20 protein-coding genes are annotated in these 24489 nt (G+C 33.9%); 16 read left to right on the plus strand and 4 right to left on the minus strand.

Features of this window, described 5'->3' with window-relative positions; all coding sequences use genetic code 11:
• Positions 1 to 16 precede the first annotated feature (16 nt).
• From LGK97_RS12435 to LGK97_RS12510, 16 genes are all read left to right on the plus strand, one after another.
• A complete protein-coding gene (locus LGK97_RS12435; RefSeq protein WP_226260095.1) occupies positions 17 to 1324 on the plus strand; it encodes a TRAP transporter large permease in 1308 nt (435 codons plus the stop codon).
• A 40-nt stretch (positions 1325 to 1364) separates the two neighbouring features.
• Positions 1365 to 2432 (plus strand): mannonate dehydratase, encoded by a 1068-nt coding sequence (uxuA, locus tag LGK97_RS12440; protein WP_226260096.1) that lies wholly within the window; start codon positions 1365 to 1367, stop codon positions 2430 to 2432.
• 38 nt (positions 2433 to 2470) lie between these two features.
• Positions 2471 to 4081 carry a mannitol dehydrogenase family protein gene (locus LGK97_RS12445; RefSeq protein ID WP_226260097.1) on the plus strand — a complete coding sequence of 537 codons (1611 nt, stop codon included), beginning with the start codon at positions 2471 to 2473 and terminating at the stop codon, positions 4079 to 4081.
• 122 nt (positions 4082 to 4203) lie between these two features.
• On the plus strand, positions 4204 to 5175 hold the full coding sequence (locus LGK97_RS12450) for a Gfo/Idh/MocA family protein (protein WP_226260098.1): 972 nt from the start codon (positions 4204 to 4206) through the stop codon (positions 5173 to 5175).
• A gap of 22 nt (positions 5176 to 5197) precedes the next feature.
• A complete protein-coding gene (locus LGK97_RS12455; RefSeq protein WP_226260099.1) occupies positions 5198 to 5848 on the plus strand; it encodes a bifunctional 4-hydroxy-2-oxoglutarate aldolase/2-dehydro-3-deoxy-phosphogluconate aldolase in 651 nt (216 codons plus the stop codon).
• Position 5849: 1 nt separating this feature from the next.
• Positions 5850 to 6872: a sugar kinase gene (locus LGK97_RS12460; protein ID WP_226260100.1), complete on the plus strand. Its 1023-nt coding sequence runs from the start codon at positions 5850 to 5852 to the stop codon at positions 6870 to 6872.
• Between the two features lie 2 nt (positions 6873 to 6874).
• Positions 6875 to 7822: a sugar kinase gene (locus LGK97_RS12465; RefSeq protein WP_226260101.1), complete on the plus strand. Its 948-nt coding sequence runs from the start codon at positions 6875 to 6877 to the stop codon at positions 7820 to 7822.
• A gap of 12 nt (positions 7823 to 7834) precedes the next feature.
• Positions 7835 to 9283: a tagaturonate reductase gene (locus LGK97_RS12470; RefSeq protein ID WP_226260102.1), complete on the plus strand. Its 1449-nt coding sequence runs from the start codon at positions 7835 to 7837 to the stop codon at positions 9281 to 9283.
• A gap of 18 nt (positions 9284 to 9301) precedes the next feature.
• Complete coding sequence (locus tag LGK97_RS12475; protein ID WP_226260103.1) at positions 9302 to 10789, plus strand: UxaA family hydrolase; 1488 nt, start codon at positions 9302 to 9304, stop codon at positions 10787 to 10789.
• Positions 10790 to 10807: 18 nt separating this feature from the next.
• Positions 10808 to 11233 (plus strand): HIT family protein, encoded by a 426-nt coding sequence (locus tag LGK97_RS12480; protein ID WP_226260104.1) that lies wholly within the window; start codon positions 10808 to 10810, stop codon positions 11231 to 11233.
• Between the two features lie 64 nt (positions 11234 to 11297).
• On the plus strand, positions 11298 to 12497 hold the full coding sequence (locus LGK97_RS12485; RefSeq protein WP_226260105.1) for an MFS transporter: 1200 nt from the start codon (positions 11298 to 11300) through the stop codon (positions 12495 to 12497).
• A 219-nt stretch (positions 12498 to 12716) separates the two neighbouring features.
• Positions 12717 to 15317, plus strand: a complete 2601-nt coding sequence (gene clpB / locus LGK97_RS12490) for an ATP-dependent chaperone ClpB (protein WP_226260106.1) — start codon at positions 12717 to 12719, stop codon at positions 15315 to 15317.
• Positions 15318 to 16163: 846 nt separating this feature from the next.
• Positions 16164 to 17369, plus strand: coding sequence for a DUF3798 domain-containing protein (locus LGK97_RS12495; protein ID WP_226260107.1), 1206 nt, complete (start codon positions 16164 to 16166; stop codon positions 17367 to 17369).
• Positions 17370 to 17514: 145 nt separating this feature from the next.
• Positions 17515 to 19143 carry a sugar ABC transporter ATP-binding protein gene (locus tag LGK97_RS12500; protein ID WP_226260108.1) on the plus strand — a complete coding sequence of 543 codons (1629 nt, stop codon included), beginning with the start codon at positions 17515 to 17517 and terminating at the stop codon, positions 19141 to 19143.
• Positions 19131 to 20165, plus strand: a complete 1035-nt coding sequence (locus tag LGK97_RS12505; protein ID WP_226260109.1) for an ABC transporter permease subunit — start codon at positions 19131 to 19133, stop codon at positions 20163 to 20165. Before LGK97_RS12500 ends, LGK97_RS12505 begins: the two co-directional genes overlap by 13 nt.
• 8 nt (positions 20166 to 20173) lie before the next feature.
• Entirely contained in the window at positions 20174 to 21295 is a 1122-nt protein-coding gene (locus tag LGK97_RS12510) for an ABC transporter permease subunit (RefSeq protein ID WP_226260110.1), read from the plus strand.
• Between the two features lie 97 nt (positions 21296 to 21392).
• Here the strand turns inward: LGK97_RS12510 and LGK97_RS12515 are convergent, their stop codons facing one another.
• The 4 genes from LGK97_RS12515 to LGK97_RS12530 all read right to left on the minus strand — a co-directional run bounded on the left by LGK97_RS12515 (position 21393) and on the right by LGK97_RS12530 (position 24408).
• On the minus strand, positions 21393 to 21938 hold the full coding sequence (locus LGK97_RS12515) for a pyruvate kinase alpha/beta domain-containing protein (RefSeq protein ID WP_226260111.1): 546 nt from the start codon (positions 21936 to 21938) through the stop codon (positions 21393 to 21395).
• A 12-nt stretch (positions 21939 to 21950) separates the two neighbouring features.
• Complete coding sequence (locus tag LGK97_RS12520) at positions 21951 to 22730, minus strand: nitroreductase family protein (RefSeq protein WP_226260112.1); 780 nt, start codon at positions 22728 to 22730, stop codon at positions 21951 to 21953.
• A 132-nt stretch (positions 22731 to 22862) separates the two neighbouring features.
• Positions 22863 to 23126, minus strand: coding sequence for a hypothetical protein (locus LGK97_RS12525; RefSeq protein ID WP_226260113.1), 264 nt, complete (start codon positions 23124 to 23126; stop codon positions 22863 to 22865).
• A 28-nt stretch (positions 23127 to 23154) separates the two neighbouring features.
• Complete coding sequence (locus LGK97_RS12530; RefSeq protein WP_226260114.1) at positions 23155 to 24408, minus strand: DNA polymerase thumb domain-containing protein; 1254 nt, start codon at positions 24406 to 24408, stop codon at positions 23155 to 23157.
• Positions 24409 to 24489: the final 81 nt, after the last annotated feature.

Raw genomic sequence — 24489 nt, forward strand, 5'->3', positions numbered from 1 at the left:
AAGAGGAGGCAAATAAATGGGCATAGCATTAACATCAGGACTAATAATAGCAATAGCTTTAATTATATTGTTGCTGGGAGGTATTCCAATTTCAATTGCATTGGGTATATCTTCATTACTAGCTATATTACCAGTATTAAATTTTGATGCTGCGGTTTTAACAGCTGCGCAAAGAACCTTTTCAGGAATATCTGTATTTACATTAATAGCAATACCTTTCTTTATTCTAGCAGGTAACATTATGAATAAGGGAGGAATAGCTATCCGTTTAATAAACTTTGCAAAAATACTATCAGGTAGAATACCAGGTGCAATGGCACATACAAATGCAGCAGCAAATATGATGTTCGGTGCAATTTCAGGTTCAGGTGTTGCAGCAGCATCAGCAATGGGTTCTATTATAGGACCTATTGCAGAAAAAGATGGTTATGATCGTGATTTTATGGCAACTGTAAACATAGCAACTGCGCCAACAGGACTATTAATACCTCCAAGTAATGTATTAATAACATTTTCACTTGTAAGTGGCGGAACATCAGTAGCAGCACTATTTATGGCAGGTTATGTTCCGGGAATTCTATGGGGACTTAGTTGTATGTTAGTTGCTTACTTTATAGCGAAAAAACAAGGGTATCGTAGTTCAGAGCGTGTTACTTTAAAACAAGCATTAAAAACAACAGTTGAAGCTATTCCAAGTTTATTGTTAATAATAATTGTTATCGGTGGAATTATCAGTGGTGTATTTACAGCTACGGAGGGCTCAGTAGTAGCCGTTGCTTATAGTTTAATATTATCTTTGTTCTTTTATAAAACAATAAAGGTTAAAGATTTATATACTATTTATAAAGAGAGTGCTGAAATGACAGGTATCATAGTGTTTCTAATTGGGATATCAAGTGTTATGGCATGGGTTATGGCCTTCACTGGAATTCCTGGTGCGATTTCAGCTGCACTATTAACTCTTAGTAGTAATAAAATAGTAATACTATTAATTATTAACTTGGTATTGTTATTTGTAGGAACATTTATGGATATTACTCCTGCAATACTTATTTTCACACCTATTTTCTTACCAATCTGTGTTGGTTTTGGAATGTCACCAATTCAGTTTGGTATAATGGTAACATTTAATCTATGTATAGGAACAATTACACCACCAGTAGGAAACATACTTTTTGTTGGTGTTAAGGTTGCTAAGACAACAATTGAAAATGTAATGCTAAAGTTAATACCATATTATGTAGCAATTTTTGCGGTGCTATTACTCACAACATATGTACCAAAGGTTTCAATGTGGTTACCTACACTAATGGGATATAAATAATAATAGAATTTTAAATGGTAGATAAGAGGAGGTAAATGTAATGAAAATGACATTAAGATGGTTTGGTAGCAAACATGATTCAGTTACTTTAAAACAAATAAAACAGATTCCTGGGGTTACAGGTGTTATTACAACACTTTATGATATTCCAGCAGGAAAAGCATGGCCTTTAGAGAGCATTTTAAAATTAAAAGAAGAAGTTGAAGCTAGTGGGCTTAAAATAGAAGGAATAGAAAGTGTAAACATTCACGATTCCATTAAAATAGGATTACCTGAAAGAGAACAATATATAGAAAATTATATAGAAACCTTAGAAAACTTAGGAAAAGCGGGTATTAATATGGTTTGTTATAACTTTATGCCTGTATTTGACTGGACTCGTTCAGATTTAGCAAAGATGAGATCAGATGGATCTACTGTTTTATCTTATGATCAGGACTTAATAGATAAAATTGATCCTCAAACAATGTTTGAACAAATTGATAAAAATAGCAATGGCTTTGTAATGCCAGGTTGGGAACCAGAAAGACTTGAATATGTAAAAGAGTTATTTGAAAAATACAAAGATGTTAATGAAGAAAAATTATTTGATAATCTTGTATACTTTTTAAATAAAATTCGTCCAGTTTGTGAAAAATATAATATCATGATGGCAATTCATCCAGATGATCCTGCATGGCCTGTATTTGATTTGCCAAGAATTATAAATAATAAAGAAAATATTTTAAAACTTTTAAATGCAATAGATGCAAAATTTAATGGACTTACTTTATGTACAGGATCCCTAGGTTCAAATCCTAGTAACGATATTTGCGATATAATCCGTAGCGCAAAAGGAAGAATTCATTTTGCACATGTACGTAATTTAATTCATCATGCACCAGGGAAATTTGATGAAGCAGCTCACTTATCAAAGGATGGTTCAATGGATATGTATGAAATAATGAAAGCTTTCCATGACATTGGATTTGAAGGAGCAATGCGTCCTGATCATGGTCGTGCTATTTGGGGTGAAATTGCAATGCCTGGATATGGATTATATGACCGTGCACTAGGAGTTACTTATTTAAATGGACTTGCAGAAGCAATTGAAAAGTCAACAAAGTAAAATAATAAGAAAAATTAAATACTAAGGAGGGAAACTACTTGAAATTAAGCCAAAATGAAATAAATAATAGAAAGCTTTGGGAAGGTCAAGGGTTTGAATTACCTAAGTTTGACCGAATTAAAATGATAAAAGATACTAAAGAAAATCCGGAATGGGTGCATTTCGGAGCAGGGAATATATTCCGTGCATTCCCTGCAGCTGTTTGTCAGGAACTTTTAAATAAGGGAATAATGAATACAGGTATAATAGTTGCCGAGGGATATGATTACGAGATAATTGAAAAAGGGTATAAAAAATTTGATGATTTAAATGTTTTAGTAACATTAAAAGCTGATGGAAGTTTAGAAAAAAAAGTAATAGGAAGTATTGCAGAGTCTTTATGTGTTGATACAACTAATTCAAATGACTGGAATAGACTAAAAGAAATCTTTAAAAATAAGACTTTAAAAATGGTTTCTTTTACAATTACAGAAAAAGGATATAGTTTAATAAACGGAAATAATGAGTTCTTAAAAGACGTAGCAATAGATTTCAATAATGGACCTTCAAAGGCAACAAGTTATATTGGTAAACTAGCAGCATTATGTTATGAAAGATTTAAAAATGGAAGATTACCACTAACTCTAGTAAGTATGGATAACTGCTCTCATAACGGCACTAAGTTAGAAAATGCTATTACTACATTTGCAAAGCATTGGACAGAGAACAAACTAGCAGAAGCAGAATTTTTAGCTTATGTAACAGAAGATATGTCTTATCCTTGGACTATGATAGATAAAATTACACCGAGACCAGCAGAATCTGTTATAAATATGCTAGAGGAAGTTGGATTTGAAGATACGGAATTAGTTATGACCTCAAAAAATACATTTATTGCAGCTTTTGTTAATGCTGAAGAACCTCAATATTTAGTTATTGAAGATGATTTTAAAAATGGTCGTCTTCCACTTGATAAGGGCGGGGTTATGTTTGCAGACAAAGAAACTGTAGATAAAGTGGAAAAGATGAAGGTTTGTACTTGCTTAAATCCTCTTCATACAGCTTTGGCTATTTATGGATGTTTATTATCCTACAATAAAATATCAGAGGAAATGAAAGATAAAGAGCTTGTAACATTAATAAAAAATATAGGTTATATAGAAGGATTACCTGTGGTTGTAAATCCAGGGATTATAGCACCTAAGGAATTTATAGATGAGGTAATGCAGGTGCGTTTACCAAATCCATTTATGCCTGATACACCACAAAGAATTGCTTGTGATACTTCACAGAAACTAGGTATACGTTTTGGTGAAACAATCAAAGCTTATGCACAAAGCAGTGATCTTAATGTTAAAGACCTAACATTTATACCTCTTGCTATAGCAGGATGGTGCCGTTATTTAATGGCTATAGATGATGAAGGAAATACCTTTGAATTAAGTCCTGACCCTATGCTTTCATCATTAACTAAAATAATTGATGATATTAAGCTTGGTAAAACTGAAAATGTTCATGATGTTTTGATTAAGATTTTAACTAATAAATCAATCTTTGGTGTTGATTTGTATGAAGTAGGCCTAGGTGAAAAAATCGAAACTTACTTAAGAGAATTAATAGCTGGAAAAGGCGCTATTCGTTCTACTTTAAAAAAATACTGTAACTCTTAAACATTAGAAAAGAGTTAATTTCCAGTTATAAACTTGGTGAAAGCCAGACATGGGAACTGCTGGAAGACATTTTAGCAGTTCTTTGTGGTTAATTATGAAATATATAATTACGAGGTGTAAGAATGCGTAAAATTAGGTGGGGGATTATAGGACTAGGGAACATGGCTCATAAATTTGCAGATGCGCTTAGAATACTTCAAGATGGCGAACTTTGCGCTGTAGCATCACGTTCAAAGGGGAAAGCAGAAGAATTTGGAGAAGAATATAGTGTTTCAAAATATAAATGTTACGGTAGTTATGAAGAACTGTCAAAAGATAAGGACATAGATGCAGTATATGTGGCAGTGCCAAATGTATTTCATAAAGAAATATCTATATTGCTTTTAAAAAGCGGTAAAGCAGTGCTCTGTGAAAAACCTATAGCAATGAATGAGCAGGAAACAAGAGAAGTTATAAAAGTTGCACAAGATAATAAGATGTTCTTTATGGAAGCTATGTGGACTAGATTTTTACCTGTTTATGAAAAAGTTGACTCTTGGATTAAGCATGGATTAATAGGTGAAGTACGCATGATTCAAGGTGATTTTGGAATTAGCAGATATTTAAGTCCTGAAGGGATTAAGTTAAATAAAAAATTAGGTGGAGGTGCTCTATTAGATATAGGAGTATATCCTGTATCAATGTGCCATTTTTTATTTGATTCAGTTCCAAGTGTGGTTAAGAGTATTGCACATATTGGAGAAACTGGTGTAGATATTCAGGTTACAGTTAATTTTGGATTTTCTAAGGGGAGAGTTGCCGCTTTCTGCTGTTCATTAAATGCCGAAACATCAGGAGTTTTGCATATCATGGGAACTAAGGGCAGAATAGAGCTTCCACAATATTGGAAGGGTGAAGGTGCAGTGATATTTTGTGATGGAAAATCGGAAAAAGAAGTGAACATACCACATAAATGCAATGGCTATGAATTTGAAATTCAAGAAGTTATGAATTGTATTAAAAGTGGAAAGCTTGAAAGCGATAGAATGAGTTGGAATAAATCCATTGAAGTAATGCACATAATGGATTTAATAAAAGCTCAATGGGATGTTTAAAATATAAGCAAGGGGTGTAACTATGAAAAGATTAGAAATGATTAGAAAAATAAGCGATGCAGGCATAGTAGCAGTTATAAGAGCAACTTCAAAGGAAGAAGGCATTAAAGTTGTTGAGGCAGTTAAAAAAGGTGGAATTACAGCGCTTGAAATAACAATGACTGTACCAGGTGCAGTTGAAATAATAAAAGAATTATCAGAAATATATAAAGATGATGAAAATATGCTTATTGGAGCTGGGACTGTACTAGATCCTGAAACAGCAAGAGCCTGCATTTTAGCTGGCGCAAAGTATATAGTAAGTCCTAGTTTAAATGTAGAAACAGTAAAACTGTGCAATAGATACAGAATAGCGGTAATGCCAGGTGTAATGACAGTAAAAGAAGCAATAGAAGCCCTAGAACTTGGCGTTGAAATTATAAAGGTTTTCCCAGGAAATGCTTTTGGACCATCAATTATTAGTTCCTTTAAAGGACCTCTTCCACAAGCTAATTTTATGCCAACAGGCGGAGTGTCTCTAGATAACGTTAAGGATTGGATTAATGCAGGTGCCGTAGCTGTAGGAACTGGCGGAGATTTAACAAAGGGTGCAAAAACCGGAAATTATGAATTAGTTACAGAAACTGCCGCTAAATTTGTTGAAGCAGTTAGAAAAGCAAGGGAGGAAAAATAACATGGGAAAATTTATTACTTTTGGTGAGATAATGCTTAGACTTGCTCCAGTAGGCTATGAGAGATTTTTACAATCAAAAGAATTTGGTGCTGTTTATGGTGGAGGAGAAGCAAATGTTGCTGTGTCACTTGCAAACTATGGTAAGGACGCATATTTCGTAACAAAGCTTCCAAAACATGAAATAGGTCAATCCGCAGTTAATGAACTTAGAAAATATGGTGTAAGCGCTGATATGATAGTAAGAGGCGGAGATAGAGTAGGAATTTACTTCTGCGAAAAGGGAGCGTCACAAAGACCTTCAAAAGTAATTTACGATAGAGCACACTCATCTATTGCAGAAGCAAAGAGAGAGGACTTTAATTGGAAAGAGATTTTTACAGATGCAGAGTGGTTCCACTTTACAGGAATAACTCCAGCACTTTCAGATGAATGTGCTGCCATTACTTTAGATGCAGTTAAAGCAGCTAAGGAAGCTGGGGTAACAGTAAGCGTAGACTTAAACTTCAGGAAAAAATTATGGAGTAGCGAAAAAGCTGGCAGAGTTATGGGCGAAATCGTAAAGTATTGCGATTTAGTTATAGCAAATGAAGAAGATGCAGAAATGGTATTTGGTATTAAAGCAGAAGAAACTGATATAACAGGAGGGTCTTTAAGTAATGAAGGGTACAAGAATGTTGCAAAAACACTTGTAGAAAGATTCGGTTTAAAATATGTGGCAATTACTTTAAGGGAAAGCTTTTCAGCCTCTGATAATGGTTGGTCTGCAATGTTCTATGACGGAAAAGAATTTTATAGCTCTAAAAAATATAAAATGCATATAGTAGATAGAGTTGGTGGTGGAGATTCCTTTGGAGCGGGGTTAATTTATGGTTTGACTTCAGGTCTTAATAGCCAAGATTCCCTAGAATTTGCGGTTGCTGCTTCATGCCTTAAACATACTGTAGAGGGTGACTTCAATCTTGTTTCTAAAGAAGAAGTAGAAACCCTTATGAATGGAGATGCCTCAGGTAGGGTGCAAAGATAACTATGGATGTAGTAACTTTTGGAGAATCTATGGTTTTATTTGGTCCAGATTCCTCAGGCCCTCTAAGATATGTCCAAAATTTTAATAAATCTATTGCAGGGGCAGAGTCTAATGTTGCAATTGCCCTTGCAAAACTTGGACATCAAGTAGGTTGGTTTTCAAAGCTTGGGGATGATGAGTTTGGAAGGTATATACAAACTACAATTCGAGGAGAAGGTGTAGATATATCTAGAATAATTGTGGAGCCCTTAAAGAGTACTGGTATACTATTTAAGGAAAGATTTATGCATTCTAATCCAAATGTATATTATTATAGAACAGATTCAGCAGCTAGTAATCTAAAACCAGAGGAACTAGATGAAACCTATATTAAAGCGGCAAAAATACTTCATATTACAGGAATTACACCTGCGCTTTCTAAGGGATGTAAGGAAACGGTATTTAAGGCTATAGAGGTTGCAAAAGCAAATAATGTACTAGTTTCTTTTGATCCTAATATTAGATTAAAGTTATGGACAAAGGAAGAGGCAATACCCACATTACTAGAAATTGCGAAACAAGCAGATATAGTTTTTCCAGGTATAGATGAAGCTGAAATGCTCCTTGGACTTACAAAACCAGAGGAGATTGCAAAGGGTTTTATGAATATGGGTTGTAGCACAGTAGCTGTTAAGCTTGGAAAAGAAGGTTGCTTTGTAGCTAATAAAACCAAGGGCTTATATATAGATTCATATAAATTAGAAAATCCACAAGATACAGTGGGTGCAGGAGATGGATTTGCCGCAGGTTTTCTTTCAGGAATGTTAAGGAAATTAGATTTTAAAGAATGCGGCGAGTATGCAAATGGAGTTGGGGCAATGGCGGTGCTTGTAAAGGGCGATATGGAAGGTTATCCGAATTTTGAACAATTGATGGCCTTTATTGGTAAGAAGAAAACAATTGAAAGATAAGGAGGACTAGGAATGAAGTTAAATAAAGAAACATATGCAGAATATAAACAGTACCCTGAAAAGGTACTTCAATTTGGAGAAGGTAACTTTTTAAGAGCATTTGTAGATTGGCAAATTGATGAAATGAATAAAAAGGCAGGATTTAATGGTAGTGTAGTAGTGGTACAGCCTATTGAATTTGGCTTAGTAGATAAATTAAATGAGCAAGATGGTTTGTATACTCTTTATTTGCAAGGAATAAATGAAGGAAAAGCAATAGAAGAGCACTCAGTAATTAATAGCATAAGTCGAGGAATAAACCCTTACACGAACCATGAAGAATACTTAAAGATAGCTGAAAATCCAGAACTTAGATTTGTATTTTCAAACACTACAGAAGCAGGAATTTTATATGACGAGAATGATAAGTTAGAAGATAAGCCTCAGAAAAGCTTTCCAGGAAAATTCACAGCACTTTTATATCATAGATTTAAAGCATTTAGTGGACAAAAGGATAAGGGATTAGTAATAATTCCTTGTGAACTTATTGACAGAAATGGTGATAAGCTTAAAGAAGTAGTTCTTAAGTTTGCTAAAGCTTGGAATTTAGAAGAAAGTTTTGTTTCTTGGATAAATGAAGCTAATACTTTTTGCTCTACACTTGTAGATAGGATAGTTCCTGGTTATCCAAGAGATACAATAAAGGAAATAACAGATGAATTAGGATACGTTGATAACTTGGTTAATGTTGGAGAGCATTTTCACCTTTTTATTATTGAAGGACCAAAGTGGATTGAAGATGAGTTCCCAGTAAGTAAAGCAGGACTTAATGTTAAATTTGTAGAGGACATGTCTCCTTACAGAACAAGAAAAGTAAGAATACTTAATGGTTCACATACATCATTTGTACCAGTAGCTTACCTTTATGGATTGGAAACTGTTGCACAATCTGTAGAGCATGAAGTTATAGGAAAATTTATTAAAAATACGATATATGAAGAAATAATTCCTACACTAGACCTTCCAGAAGAAGAACTAAAATACTATGCAGAGGTTGTTCTTGAAAGGTTTATGAATCCTTTTGTCAAACATTATTTAATGAGCATATCTTTAAACTCAATGTCAAAGTTTGAAACGAGAGATTTACCTTCATTATTGGAATATGTGAAAACAAAGGGAGAATTACCTAAAAGGTTAGTATTCTCTCTAGCAGCACTTATTGAATTCTATAAAGGTAAAAGAGGGGAAGAAACAATTAACTTATCCGATGATGCAGATGTTTTAGAACTTTACAAAACTGCATGGGATAATTGTGATGGGTCAGAAGTAAATTTAAGAGAAGTAGTAACTTCAGTCCTTGCGTATCAAAAATTATGGAAGATGGATTTAAACGAAGTCAAAGGCTTAACACAAGCAGTAACAGATTATTTGATAAACATTGAGAAACTTGGAATTCAAGAAGCACTTAAAGAAGTTCTTTAAGGAAGGTGAGGTATACTCATGAAAAATTTAATACAGATAAATGAAAAAGATAATATAGTGGTAGCATTAACAGATTTATCAAAGGGTGAAGTAATCTCCATAGGAGATAAAAATATAACACTAAAAGAAGATGTTAAAAGAGGACACAAAGTAGCGATTGAAGACATTAAAATAGATGAAAACATTATAAAATATGGGTTTCCTATAGGACATTCAATTATGGATGTTTTAAAAGGACAATGGGTACACACTCACAATTCAAAAACAAATTTAGATGGAATAAAGGAATATACTTTTAATCAAAAACTTATAGAAAATACTTATGAAAACAGAAATCTAACCTTTAATGGATATAAAAGAGAAGACGGAAACGTAGGTATTAGAAATGAACTTTGGATAGTTCCTACGGTAGGCTGTGTAAATGGTATAGCAGATAGAATAATTGCTAGGTTCAAAGAAATAGTAGGAAATCTAAACATAGATAATATAGAAGTATTAAAGCATAATTATGGTTGCTCACAGCTTGGCGAAGATCATATAAGTACAAGAACCATATTAGGAGATGTAGTTAAACATCCAAATAGCGGCGGAGTTTTAGTGTTAGGACTTGGATGTGAAAATAATAATATGCTTGATTTTAAAAAGTCTTTAGGAAAGTTCAATGAAGAAAGAGTGAGGTTCCTAATTTCTCAAGAGGTTTCAGATGAAGTAGAAGAAGGTGCGAAGTTACTTGTAGAGCTTTATGAAAAGATGAAATCAGATAAAAGAGAAGCTTGTAGCTTAGCGGAGCTTAAAATAGGTTTAAAATGTGGAGGCTCTGATGGATTTTCAGGTATAACTGCAAATCCTCTTGTGGGGAGATTTTCAGATTTTATTGTAGCTCAAGGTGGAACTACAATATTAACAGAAGTCCCTGAAATGTTTGGAGCAGAAACTCTTCTAATGGCAAGATCAGAAAACGAAGAGGTATTTGGAAAAACAGTTCATTTAATTAATGACTTCAAAGAATACTTTATGCAATATGATCAGCCAGTGTATGAGAATCCTTCACCGGGAAATAAAGCAGGGGGCATAACTACCCTTGAAGATAAATCATTAGGTTGTACACAAAAAGCAGGCACCGCTACAGTGATGGATGTGCTTGAATATGGGGAAGTCTTAAAGAAAAAAGGACTTAATCTTTTAAGTGCTCCAGGAAATGATTTAGTAGCAGCCTCTGCACTAGCAGCGTCAGGGTGTCAAATGGTTCTTTTCACAACAGGGAGAGGCACTCCCTTTGGAAGTTTTGTACCTACAATGAAAATTTCCACAAACACTCAAATATACAAATTAAAACCTCATTGGATTGATTTTAATGCTGGTAGCTTAGTTGAGGATATGTCCCTAGAAGTTTTAATCGAGGAGTTTATAGAATATATAATAGAAGTAGCTAGCGGAAAATTAGTTAACAATGAAAAGAATAATTTTAGAGAACTTGCTATTTTTAAAAATGGAGTAACACTTTAAAAAAGGGAGAGATTTAATATGAGTTTTAATAATGATTGTTTCTATTGTGTAAAGGATGAAAGGCTTACTGATTTAATGATTGAAATATGCGAGTTAGAGTCTTCAACATTATATCTATTTAAAGAACAAACTTATAGAGGTAGATGCATTGTTGCATACAATGGACATAAAAGTGAGCTTTTTGACCTAAGTGATGAGGAGTGTTCGCTTTATATGAAAGATGTTGCAAGAGTTGCAGGTGCTTTAAGCAAAGCATTTTCACCTGATAAGATTAATTATGGTGCTTATGCTGATAAGATGACTCATCTTCACTTTCATATAGTTCCTAAATATGAAAACGGACCTTCATGGGGAACAACCTTTGAGATGTCTCCTGAAAACAAAGTTTTGCTTAAAACTGAAGAATATGATCAGTTAATAAATAAAATTAAAGGGAATTTATAGGTATTACTAAAAGGTCTATAGCTCCCCAATGATTATATTTACGATATAAGGAGGACTTTTTTATATGAAAAAGCCATTGTTTTATTCGGAGCTTGATAAACGAAAGAGGTACATTCTAAATTGCTGCTTTTTTGTTTTTGCAGTAAATGGTCTATATGCCATGATATTAGGTTCCTTATTGCCAATGATTAGCAATGAATATGGTTTAAATAATACAGTAAGTGGGGCATTACTCTCTGCTCATCAAGCTGGTAACTTGATAGCTGGTTTTTTGGCAGGTGTTTTGCCTCTTTATTTGGGAAGAAAAAAATCAATAATGTTTTTATGTAGCTTTGTTGTTATGGGATTTTCAATAATGATTTTAACAGGAAATCCTGTTCTATTGATTTTAGGGTTTTTATTTACAGGATTAAGTAGAGGAAGCATCTCAAACTTTAACAACACCGTTGTAAATGAGGAGTCTAATGGGAGCTCAGCAGCACTTAATTTTTTACATAGTATTTTTGCTGTTGGAGCTTTAATTGCGCCATTTTTAATTATTTTCTGTACAAAAATGTTTGGTGACAAGGGATGGAAGGCAGCTGCTGGAGTTATTATTATTCTTGCAATTATATCTATTTTTCTCTTTTCAAAAATGGAAATCGATGATGCTGCGAAAAACAAGTCAAGGGTGAAGATATCCTATGGATTTTTGAAAGATAAGTTCTTTTTGGTTAGCGCTGGAGTTTTATTTTTTTATCTGTGTGCGGAATCAGCTATAAATGGATGGCTAGTTAAATATTTTATAGATTCAAAGATTATGACTATAGAATATGCACAAATCCTTGCATCTTTATTATGGGCTGTTATTCTTATTGGTAGATTAACCTGCGTCTTTTTAGGAGATAAAGTATCTAAAAAAACATTGCTGTTGGCAGCAAGTTTTGGAACCGGAGCTTTTTACTTGCTATTACTTTCAACACAAAATTTAAGTGTTATTACTATAGCTATAATGGGATTAGGATTTTCTATGGCAGGCATCTATCCTACAACAATTTCCACTGTTGGTGACACAATTAAGGCTTATCCTATGTCAATGGGCGTGTTGCTTATGATAGGGGGTGTTGGTGCTATCATAATGCCAAGTATAACTGGTGCATTATCAGATGCTTTTGGAATTATGGCTGGCATGAGTGCTATTGTAGTTGCTATTGTTTTGATGATATTTTGTGTGGTTTTAAATGTGCTAAGTAAAAAAAGAACATTTGAGAAATTACCACATTAACGGCAAAAGCTTCAGTAAGGAAACCTAAGAAATAACAATAAACATTAGCTATAATAAAAAGCATTTACTTAGGTAAGTGCTTTTTATTATTTTAATATAAACTCGCTAACCACCTGGTGTAACGGCTAAAAGATAGTGCATTTAACATATAGCATTAACAGTTTATTTAGTGATATAATAATAGTAATAAATATAATTAATTAAAGGGAGGGTTATTTCATGGATGTAGAAAAACTAACAATAAAGGTTCAACAATCATTAAATGAGGCTCAGTTAATAGCTGTAAAAAATAGTCATCAACAGATAGACACACTTCACTTATTTGCAGCATTAATAACCCAAGAGGATGGTCTCATCCCCAATATATTTAGTAAAATGGGAGTGGATATAAGGGAACTTAATGAGGATATAAACAAAGCTTTGGCCAAAATTCCAAGAGTCACAGGAAGTGGTGCAGATACTAGTTCTATTCGCGCTACTAGAAGGTTTGAAGAGGTTTTTATAAAGGCAGAGGATGAAGCTAAAAAATTTAAAGATTCATATATAAGTGTAGAGCATGTAATGCTTGGATTAATAGATGTAAATTCTAAAGAAATTGCGGATATCTTAAAGAAATTTAATATATCTAAAGAAAAATTCTTAAGCGCACTTTCACAAGTTAGGGGAAATCAGAGAGTAGATAATGTAGATCCCGAAGGTACTTATGAGGCATTAGTTAAATATGGTTCAAATCTTGTGGAGGAAGCTAAAAAACATAAATTAGATCCTGTCATAGGGCGTGATGAAGAAATAAGACGGGTTATAAGAATACTATCTAGAAGAACTAAAAATAATCCTGTACTTATCGGAGAGCCTGGAGTTGGTAAAACTGCCATAGTGGAGGGGCTTGCCCAGAGAATTGTGAAAGGCGACGTACCAGAAGGACTAAAAAATAAAATAGTATTTTCCTTAGATATGGGGGCACTTATTGCTGGTGCCAAATTTAAAGGTGAGTTTGAAGAAAGACTTAAAGCTGTGCTTAAAGAAGTAGAAAATAGTGAAGGTAGGATAATTCTATTTATAGACGAAATCCATAACATTGTAGGAGCAGGAAAATCAGAGGGCTCCATGGATGCAGGAAATATGATAAAACCATTACTAGCAAGAGGGAGCCTTCATTGCATAGGAGCAACTACTTTTGATGAATATAGAAAATATTTAGAGAAAGATAAGGCCCTAGAACGAAGATTCCAACCCGTAACTGTAGAAGAGCCAACGGTTGAAGATGCTGTATCAATACTTAGAGGACTTAAAGAAAAGTTTGAAATATATCATGGACTTAGAATTCATGATTCAGCTATTGTTGCAGCAGCAAAATTATCCGATAGATATATAACTGCAAGATTCCTTCCTGATAAGGCAATAGACCTTATAGATGAAGCTTGTGCAATGATAAGAACTGAAATCGACAGCATGCCTACAGAGATGGATATGACCAAACGTAAAATTTTTCAGCTAGAAATTGAAAAAAATGCATTATCTAAAGAAAATGATGAGGCTTCAAAGAAAAGGCTGGCAATACTTGAAAAAGAACTAAGTAATTTAAAAGATAAAGATAATGAAATGACTGCAAAATATGATAAAGAAAAATTTAAAATTGTTGAAATTAGAAATTTAAAAGAGCAGTTAGATGTTGCTCGTGGGGAAATAGAAAAGTCAGAAAGGGAATATGATTTAAATAAAGTTGCAGAGCTTAAATATGGCGTAATTCCAAAGCTAGAAGCTCAGATAAAAGAAAAAGAAGAAAATATTCATGAAAACAATGAAACAGCTATGCTTAAAGAAGAGGTAACGGAGAAGGAGATTTCACAGATAGTATCAAAATGGACTGGAATACCTGTAGAAAGTCTGGTGGAAAGTGAACGGAAAAAACTTTTAAGGCTTGAAGAGGAGCTTGAAAAGAGGGTAATTGGTCAAAAGGAAGCGGTAACCGCAGTTTCAAATGCTGTTATCCGTGCAAGAGCCGGCATGAAGGACCCAAGAAGGCCTATTGGTTCATTCATATTCCTTGGACCAACAGGTGTTGGGAAAACGGAACTTGCTAAAACTTTGGCTAAAACTTTGTTTGACAGTAAGGAAAGTATAATAAGAATAGACATGTCGGAGTATATGGAAAAATATTCAGTTTCTAGACTTATAGGAGCACCACCAGGATATGTAGGTTATGAAGAAGGCGGTCAACTTACGGAAGCTGTTAGGAGAAAGCCTTATAGCGTGTTACTATTTGATGAAATAGAAAAGGCTCATGAAGATGTGTTTAACATATTCCTTCAGATATTAGATGACGGAAGGCTAACAGATAACCAAGGCAAAATTGTAAACTTTAAAAACTGCATCATTATCATGACTTCAAATATCGGAAGTAACTACTTGCTAGAGAATAGTGGAAGTGGAGGTATTGATGAGCATATTCGTGATAGAGTTATGAGGGAACTAAAGTCAAAATTCAAACCTGAATTTCTAAATAGGTTAGATGATATTATATTATTTAAGCCTTTAGAAACAAGAGAAATAAAGGGTATAGTTGATATATTCCTTGAAGACATTCAAAATAGACTTAAGGATAAAAATATATCTATGAAAGTAACGGAGGCTGCTAAAGAACTTATGGCAGAGGAAGGTTATGACCCAACATACGGTGCAAGGCCATTAAAGAGATATATTGAAAATGTCTTAGAAACATCTATTGCTAAAAAGATTATTCGTGGAGACATAAATGATGGTTCTATCATAGGGGTGGACGCTAAAGAAGAACAAATTATAATAGAAAAGATTCAGTAAGTTAATTTAATATAAAAAGATTGTAAAAAGTATTTTAATAAGCATCAATAGCTGTAATAGCAGCTATTGATGCTTATTTTTTAGCTGTAAATACCATGAACTGATATCGCATATTCAGTAAAATTAATACATATATATTAATTGAAAAGCTCTAAATTTGGAAGTCTTTAAGGTAGGAAGGTTTGAATATTAAAATAATGAATTGTAATTAACTTAATGTGTAAAAGATTTTTTAATATAATATAATTTAATTTGTTTTAAATGAATAATTAAATTTATAGTTTACTATAGCATTGATAACTAAGGGTGAAACTCTCAATCGTAGGACTTTCAATAGTTTAATAATTAGGTCTATTAATTATATGCTATTCACATTATTAAATTCTTATATAGGCCATGTAGTACACGTAAAGAACACAATATGCTAAATTTTCACATATTACATCTTGACAAAGAATATTAAAGGTTGTACTATTATAAATATTAATGTTCCCAACATATAAAATATTCTAACAATTGAAGTTATTACAATTGTTAAACTTTATTCAATGAATTCGACAAAAAAATACTTTGGTTTGCCTGTGAGGATAAAGTTATTTCAGTAACGATCAAAATTAGACAAAATATTCAATTGGATGGTACTTTTACTCTTTAAATTATTTTAAATTTCTACAAATCTGAAACTTATATTTTGAATGCTAAATTCTTCGTAAAATAAAACCTTTCATAGATGTAAATATTTATTAGAACTAATTATTTTATAGTATTAGTTTTTTATGAATGGAACTATTATGCTTAGAATTTTTGTATTATAAATGAGCTTAGCTCGAAAAAGGGGGATTCTAGATGTTAAAAAAATCATTAGCAATTGGTTTAAGTTTAATGCTTACGGTTGGTTTAGTAGGATGTGGTCCAAAAGCAGCTTCTACGGATAAAAAGATGCATATTGGTATCGTTACTGGTACTGTATCTCAAGGTGAGGATGAACTGCGTGGTGCTGAGGCAATGATTGCAAAGTATGGAGATGCTAATTCTGGTGGAATGATAAAGCATGTTACTTATCCCGACAACTTTACACAAGAACTAGAAACTACTATTGGAACAATTACTGGTCTTGCAGATGACCCGGAAATGAAAGTAATTGTTGTAAATCAAGCAATACCAGGTACTGTGGCAGCATTTACACAAATTCGTGAAAAAAGACCTGATATAGTTCTTCTAGCTAACTCCTCTCAAGAAGATACTGCTATGATAGAAGCAGTTTCAGATTTGGTTGTTGACCCTGACAACGTAAACCGTGGATATCTTATGATTCTTGCCGCTAAGAAAATGGGAGCAAAAAAATTCGTTCACATTTCTTTCCCAAGACATATGAGTATAGAACTTCTTTCTTTAAGAAAAACCATTATGGAAGAAGCTTGTAAAGACTTAGGACTTGAATTTATATTTGAAACAGCTCCAGACCCAACTAGTGACGTAGGAGTTCCAGGGGCACAACAATTTATACTTGAAAAAATGCCTGCATGGGTTGAAAAATATGGAAAAGATACAGCATTCTTCTGTACTAATGATGCTCAAACAGAGCCTCTATTAAAACGTGTTGCAGAACTTGGTGCTATATTTGTAGAACCAGATCTACCTTCACCAATAATGGGATACCCTGGTGCATTTGGTATAGATTTAAAAGCAGAAGCTGGAAATTGGCCTGCTATACTTAAAAAAGTTGAAGAAACTGTAGTTGCTAAAGGCGGAGCTAAAAGAATGGGTACATGGGCATTCTCTTATGGCTTCACAGCTACTGAAGGTTTAGTTGAATATGGTAAGAATGTAGTAGAAGGTAAAATGGAAAAAGGAAATCTTGCTGATGTGCTTAAAGCCTTTGAGCAATACACACCAGGAGCAGAGTGGAATGGCTCATTGTATACAGATAGAGCAAGTGGTACAGAAATTAAGAACCATGTAATGGTTTATCAAGATACTTATGTATTTGGTCAAGGATTCATAGGAAACACTAAAGAAAAGGTTCCAGAAAAATTTAAAACTATAAAATAAGTTATATTATAAAAATGGCATTGAGCACTAGGGGCAGTCCTTTTGATTGCTTTAGGTGTATTATAACCAAATGAGTTAAAATTGCTTTGCTGGCATATTTATGCAAAGCAATTTTAATTATGTTGGAACATAAGAGGTGAATTTATTGTCCACAGAAAATATATTACTTAAAGTAGAAAATGTTGGTAAAGAGTATAATGGGAATAGAGTGTTAAAGGATATAAATTTTACACTTGAAAAAGGAAAGATATTGGGACTGGTTGGCGAGAACGGGGCAGGTAAGTCTACACTAATGAATATTTTATTTGGCATGAGTGTAATTGCTGAAACTGGTGGCTTTGAAGGTTCTATTTATCTCGATGGCGAGAAAATGAAATTCAAAAGTCCAGTGGATGCCTTAAAAGCAGGGATTGGAATGGTGCACCAAGAATTTTCATTAATTCCAGGGTTCACAGTAGGAGAAAATGTATTACTTAATATGGAAAAGACTAAGAGCAGCTTAATTTCAAAGGTCCTAGGAAAGAGAGTTGAAACTATAGATTTACCGGAAATTAGAAAAAGTGCTCAAAAGGCAATTGATACATTAGGAGTAAAGCTGGATACAGAGACCTTGGTATCAGAAATGCCAGTAGGTCATAAGCAATTCATAGAAATAGCTCGTGAAATTGATCGTAGCCTAGTTAAACTTATTGTTTTGGACGAGCCAACTGCGGTACTTACGGAATCTGAAGCAGAAGTTTTACTTAAATCCATGAGGCTTTTAGCTGATTTGGGCATTTCTATTGTATTTATATCTCATAGGCTCCGTGAGATAACAGCTATCTGCGATACTATTGTTGTCCTTCGTGATGGTCTTGTAGTGATAGAACAACCAACCACAGGTGTTGACGTAAGACAAATTGCGCAGTGGATGGTGGGCAGAGATGTTGACACCGAACCTGGCAAGACTGAGAAGCATATAACTACAAGCACTAAGGAAGATATTATTTTTGAAACTAAAAATCTCTGGGTGGACATGCCTGGTGAAACAATAAGAAATGTATCCTTAAAGGTTCGTAGAGGTGAAATCCTTGGTATTGGTGGTCTTGCAGGTCAAGGAAAGCTTGGAATTCCTAATGGGATTATGGGACTCTTTGTCTCAGGTGGAGAGATGTTCTTTAACAATAAACCACTCGCTTTAAACAATACCGTAGAGGCCCTTAATAACGGTATAGCCTTTGTATCAGAAGATCGTAGAGGTGTTGGCTTACTTTTAGATGAACCTATTCACTGGAATATTGCTTTTAATGCTATGCAAATTCAAAATAAATTCCTTAAGAGTTATCTTGGGGGAATGATTAAATGGCGTGATGACAAGGCTATGAAAGAATGTGCTCTAGGATATATAAAATCACTAGAAATTAGATGTACTAGTGAGCGTCAGTTAGCACGAAATCTTTCAGGAGGGAACCAACAAAAGGTTTGCCTAGCAAAGGCCTTTGCTACCAGTCCAAAGTTACTCTTCGTGTCTGAGCCTACCCGTGGTATTGATGTTGGAGCAAAAAAATTGGTGCTAGATGCATTAAGAAAATATAATGAAGAAAATAATACAACTATAGTTATTATATCTTCAGAACTAGAAGAACTTAGGTCAATTAGTGATAGAGTTGCCATTGTTTGTGAAGGTGAAATATATGGAATTCTGCCGCCAGATGCTGAGGTAGCTGATTTTGGGTTATTAATGGCTGGAGAGTTTAAAGTAAACGAAGAAGGTGAAAAAGTATGGCAGCGATAAATAAGTTTATTGAAAACTTTGGATGGCCTCGTATCATTATTGCTTTATTTCTACTATTATTATTTATTGTAGCTCCTTTTTTCGGAGTAAGAGTAGATACATCAATAAGTGATGTTATTGGACGTTTCGGTATGAGTTCTATTATGGTTCTTTCCATGGTACCAATGATTCAATCAGGATGTGGTCTGAATTTTGGTATTCCAGTTGGCCTCATCGCAGGAATGATGGGTGCAGTTGTAAGTCTTGAATTTAACCTTGTAGGCGCTCCAGGTATTATAGTAGCCTTTTTAGTAGGAATAACCTTTGCAGCAATTTTTGGTTTTCTTTACGGTGTACTTTTAAATCGTGTAAAAGGTGATGAAATGATTATAGCCACCTATGTAGGCTTCTCATTTGTCTTTTTAATGAATATAATGTGGCTTATTCTTCCCTTTAAAAATCCAGCAAGTGTTCAAGGGTTCAAGGGTGAGGGCTTACGTACAACCATTAGTCTTCAAGACTATTGGGCTCATCAGCTTAGTGGTTTTCTTAAAATTAAAATTACAAGCCACCTAATTATACCAACAGGAATGATTTTGTTCTTTGCTCTTATTGCATTACTAGTATGGGCATTTTTCAAAACTAAGACTGGTACTGCAATGACTGCAGTAGGTTCTAATCCTGATTATGCAAGAGCTTCAGGAATTAGCATTGATAAAATGAGAATTATTTCTGTAATGTTATCCACAATGATAGCAGCAGTGGGTATGGTTGTCTATCAGCAAAGTTTTGGTTTTGTTCAAATGTTTAATGCTCCATTATCATTTGTATTTCCATCCGTTGCAGCTATCCTTCTAGGTGGCGCATCTGTTAACAAAGCATCAATTACAAATGTAATTATTGGAACATTTTTGTTTCAAGGTATTTTAACAATGACGCCGTCAGTTATAAACAGTGCGATAAACATTGACATATCTGAAACCCTCCGAGGAATAGTTTCTAACGGAATGATTGTATATGCTCTGACGCGGAAAGCGAGGTAGAACGGAATATGAAGATTATGAAATTTGATAAGAGAAAAATGGGACCACTGCTTACTGGTAGTGTTGTGCCACTAATGTTTTTAATCATAAGTATAATAGCTATACCTATTTCTCAGTTCTCTGGAGGGTACTTAATTGATCAAATTATAACCCGTTTAGTAAGGAACTCTTTCTTAGTATTAGCACTACTGCTACCTATTATGGCAGGTATGGGTATAAACTTTGGAATGATTTTAGGTGCTTTAGCCGGCCAAGTAGGACTTATATTTATTACTGATTGGGGTATTACAGGGGCGCCTGGGCTTTTGATGGCTGCGCTTGTAGCAACGCCTATCGCTATAGGACTAGGATACTTTGCTGGTTTAGTATTAAATAGAGCTAAAGGTCGCGAGATGATTACCTCTATGATACTAGGTTTTTTTATTGCTGGTATATACCAGTTCTTCCTATTATACCTTTGTGGTTCTATAATTCCATTTAAGACTGCTGGGCTTATTCTTTCTAAAGGATATGGCGTACGTAATGGAATAAACTTAAAGGTAGCAAAGGGATTTGATAATTTATTCTTACTAAAATTTGGAGATATTAGTATTCCAGTAGGAACGTTTATGATTGTTGGATTGATTTGTATCTTTACGGTTTGGTTTAGAAAAACAAAGCTTGGTCAAGATATGAGAGCTGTAGGACTTGACATGAAGGTTTCTGATACTGCAGGTATTGCAGTTGAAAAGACACGTATTCAATCCATTATTATTTCAACAGTGCTTGCTTGTTATGGACAAATAATTTATCTGCAAAATATAGGAACCTTGAATACTTATAATGGAGCAGATCAAGCAGCTCTTTTCGCAGCTGCATCCCTTTTAGTTGGAGGTGCAACAGTGGCAAAAGCTAGTATTCCTAATGCCCTTGTTGGTACTGCACTATTTCATTTAATGTTTATAGTAATGCCAATGGCAGGTAAATATATTACTGGATCAGCTATGATTGGGGAATACTTACGTATGTTTGTATCCTATGGTGTTATTACCCTGGCCCTAGTACTCCACTCGTGGAAGAGGCAAAAGGACAAGGATATGGAGCGGCTTAGATTTAGGTTAGACGTAGTAAAACCAGCTGAAAAACTATAAATGTAAAAATTTGCACCCGGGGGTCACAATGACCACTGGGTGCTTTTGAGTACTTTTAATAGATCTAAAATTGTACTGGTTTTTTAGACTAGGGACATTACCACTGTCTCGGTTTACAAACTATTTCTTTAATTTTAGTTTCAAGTATATTAGCACTATGAGCAGGTCTAATTATTACAGAAGTATCAGCTCCACGACCACTGCCAGCTATTGCTATAATATCCTCTCCATATGGTATTAGCCCACCATCAAGTGCCATTGTAGAAATTTCTACGCAAACCTTAACGCCTTGTCCAAACATTTTTAAGGATTGAGCCATAACTTCAATTGGAGATATTCCACCAAATTTACTGGAAAGACTTCTTTCTGCTCCCGAAAGTGCATGGCTTGATGTATAAACCTTAAATCCGTAGCTTTCTAATTTTGTTCTTGTTTCAGGAGGCATTTCTTGGGCGCCTGCTTCCCTAAATCCGTTTGCATGAGTAATTACAACTACCTGTGCCCCACAATTCTTTAAAAATTCTGCAGTTACACCTTCGTTAGAGGCTACTACTATATAATTAATACCATTTTGTGTTGCAGCTTTAATAGCAAGTTCTACTGAAATCTCTGTATTAATCCTTCCTGACTTTTCAAAATACATTTTACCACTCCTTTATACTTTTTTGCCGTTCCACACTTTTAAAACTTCTTTAATTGAACGTGTCATTTCAAGAGAAAAGTCTGCTCCTGTTTTAAAGGCATAATGCATTTGAGCATAATTTTCTGCATTATACTTATTACCAGCTATAGGGCGTTCATTTAATGTTTTGTACATATCTTGAATTTCTTCTGTGGATAACATCTTATATTCTTCATCAAAAATTATATATTCCTGTGCAAATCGTTCTCTTGGTTTAAGGTTATAATCCTCAGGGTAATGACCAAGACATAACATTGCTATTGGGAATGCAAATTCAGGAAGCTTTAAAAGATCCTTGTGGAACTCATATTTTTCCATTATATCTCCAATGTAACAAGAACCAATACCTAAAGATTCTGCGGCTATAACTGCATTTTGTGCAGCTATCAAAGCATCTTCTATGGATAGGAAAAGGCTTGCCTCTGTAGGAGCTAAAAATTCTAAATTATTTTTATCGCAATATTCCTTTACTCCATTTATTTTATAGTATTCAAACCATTTTTGATAATCTGCTATAAAAATTAAGGATATTGGTGCTTTTGCGATAAAGGGCTGATTGTCACAGCTTTTACTAAGTATGTCTTTCTTTTGCTGATCACGAACTACGATTATAGAGTAAGGCATCATATTTCCAGCAGTAGGTGCTCTCATTGCACCATTTAAAATACATTGTAAGTCCTCGTTGCTTATTGATTTATCAGCATATTTTCTTAAAGAGGTCCTATCATCTAATAGCTTTAGAGTTTCATTCATAAAAAATAACCTCACTTTATTTAGTATTTTATTTAATTTAATCTAGTAATAGTATAACATTTTAGGTTATATATTAACATAGAGATTTCTTATGTAGAATATTTCTGATGCAAAAATACCAGTTATTAAGTACTAGATTTTAAATAACATCCACTTACAAGTCTGTAGTTCATATTTAATTTCAAACAACCTTTGAATATTATCAATTAAACTTTGACACTTGAATACTAGCATGTAGTTACCTGCAAGTTTTTCAGTTTCCTTGGTAATAACTTTATCTATTTTTACTACTTTAGTTGTTTGATCTTCATTTTGAATCCTAAACCTAAGGGGTCTTATATCTCCCTTATCATCAGTGTAGGAAACTACTTCTATTGATTTTGCTACAATTTTCATTATTATATCCCCCCAATTCTTATATGATTTATAAATTAGAACTCATTAAAGGATAGTCTTCCTCACCTATGCCACCACACATAGCGCTTATGCCTGAATGAAGAAAACAAGATCTACTAATAGCTTTATGTCCAAACTTTAGTCTAATTTCATCAACTGCTTTATTAAGCTTCATATCTTTTTCATAATCAAAGGTATCTAGGTAAGAATTTTGATAAAAATCATTACCGCAAAAATCAGTAATATGAACACCAAGGTGCCTCACTGGATTTCCTTTCCATACATTATCAAAAAGGTAGCAAACTATCTCATAGATTTTTCTAGTAGAATCTGTAGCTACTATTAGCTTCTTTTGACGTGAATAAGAAATTAAATCACTTCCTCTTATGCTTACAGAAATTACAGTGCAGCAGTTCTGTGAATCTCTTAGTCGCATAGACACTGTTTCACACAAGGATAACAATACCTTATGTGCGGTATCTTTATCCTCAACATCAAAAGCTATGGTTGTAGAATTTCCTATTCCCTTAACCTCCATGTAGTTACTCTTTCTTACCTCTGAGCTATCTATTCCATTGGCGTAATTATAAATTACCAGACCATGACTTTTAAACTTATTTTTTAAGATTTTCAAATCATAATTTGCTAGGTCGCCAATAGTATTGATATTTAGATTGTGCAGTTTTGGGGCGGTAGCTCTACCTACCATAAACAAATCCTCCACAGGTAACTTCCACATCTTTTGTTTTATTTCATGAGGAAATAGTGTATGAATCATATTTGGCTTTTTAAAATCAGAAGCTACCTTGGCCAGAAGTTTGTTAGTGGATATGCCTATGTTAACGGTAAAACCAAGTTCAGTCTTTATTCTTTGACTTATGGTTTCAGCAAGAACCATATAGTCTGGATATAAATGCTCCATGTTAGAAAAGTTTAGAAAACTTTCGTCTACGCTAAACCTTTGGATTTGTGGGGTATATTCTATTAATATTTGATACATAGCATTACTGCACTTTATATATAACCAATATCTTGGGGGCACTATTATAAGTCCAGGGCATTTCTGACGTGCATTATGAAGAGTTTCTCCCGTTTGTATATTGAATTTCTTTGCAGGAATTGATTTGGTTAAAACTATTCCATGTCTACTTTCTTCATCTCCACCTACTACAGAAGGGATCAATCTAAGATCCAATTCTTCTCCATGTTGAAGCCTATAAGCTGCCTCCCAACTGAGATAGGCACTGTTAACATCAATATGAAAGATTAGATTACCCATCACCATCACCTCTTTCCGGTAATTTTACATTCAAGCTAGGAACATTTGTTCGTATATATTATTATATACTACTTTATCATATTT

Source organism: Clostridium sp. CS001 (assembly GCF_020443565.1).
Taxonomy (GTDB): domain Bacteria; phylum Bacillota; class Clostridia; order Clostridiales; family Clostridiaceae; genus Clostridium_AD.

Coding starts and splice junctions, on each gene's coding strand:
- LGK97_RS12435 (WP_226260095.1), top strand. CDS start 17: ATGGGCATAGCATTAACATCAGGACTAATAATAGCAATAGCTTTAATT.
- uxuA (WP_226260096.1), top strand. CDS start 1,365: ATGAAAATGACATTAAGATGGTTTGGTAGCAAACATGATTCAGTTACT.
- LGK97_RS12450 (WP_226260098.1), top strand. CDS start 4,204: ATGCGTAAAATTAGGTGGGGGATTATAGGACTAGGGAACATGGCTCAT.
- LGK97_RS12455 (WP_226260099.1), top strand. CDS start 5,198: ATGAAAAGATTAGAAATGATTAGAAAAATAAGCGATGCAGGCATAGTA.
- LGK97_RS12460 (WP_226260100.1), top strand. CDS start 5,850: ATGGGAAAATTTATTACTTTTGGTGAGATAATGCTTAGACTTGCTCCA.
- LGK97_RS12465 (WP_226260101.1), top strand. CDS start 6,875: ATGGATGTAGTAACTTTTGGAGAATCTATGGTTTTATTTGGTCCAGAT.
- LGK97_RS12470 (WP_226260102.1), top strand. CDS start 7,835: ATGAAGTTAAATAAAGAAACATATGCAGAATATAAACAGTACCCTGAA.
- LGK97_RS12475 (WP_226260103.1), top strand. CDS start 9,302: ATGAAAAATTTAATACAGATAAATGAAAAAGATAATATAGTGGTAGCA.
- LGK97_RS12480 (WP_226260104.1), top strand. CDS start 10,808: ATGAGTTTTAATAATGATTGTTTCTATTGTGTAAAGGATGAAAGGCTT.
- LGK97_RS12485 (WP_226260105.1), top strand. CDS start 11,298: ATGAAAAAGCCATTGTTTTATTCGGAGCTTGATAAACGAAAGAGGTAC.
- clpB (WP_226260106.1), top strand. CDS start 12,717: ATGGATGTAGAAAAACTAACAATAAAGGTTCAACAATCATTAAATGAG.
- LGK97_RS12495 (WP_226260107.1), top strand. CDS start 16,164: ATGTTAAAAAAATCATTAGCAATTGGTTTAAGTTTAATGCTTACGGTT.
- LGK97_RS12505 (WP_226260109.1), top strand. CDS start 19,131: ATGGCAGCGATAAATAAGTTTATTGAAAACTTTGGATGGCCTCGTATC.
- LGK97_RS12510 (WP_226260110.1), top strand. CDS start 20,174: ATGAAGATTATGAAATTTGATAAGAGAAAAATGGGACCACTGCTTACT.
- LGK97_RS12515 (WP_226260111.1), bottom strand. CDS start 21,938: ATGTATTTTGAAAAGTCAGGAAGGATTAATACAGAGATTTCAGTAGAA.
- LGK97_RS12520 (WP_226260112.1), bottom strand. CDS start 22,730: ATGAATGAAACTCTAAAGCTATTAGATGATAGGACCTCTTTAAGAAAA.
- LGK97_RS12525 (WP_226260113.1), bottom strand. CDS start 23,126: ATGAAAATTGTAGCAAAATCAATAGAAGTAGTTTCCTACACTGATGAT.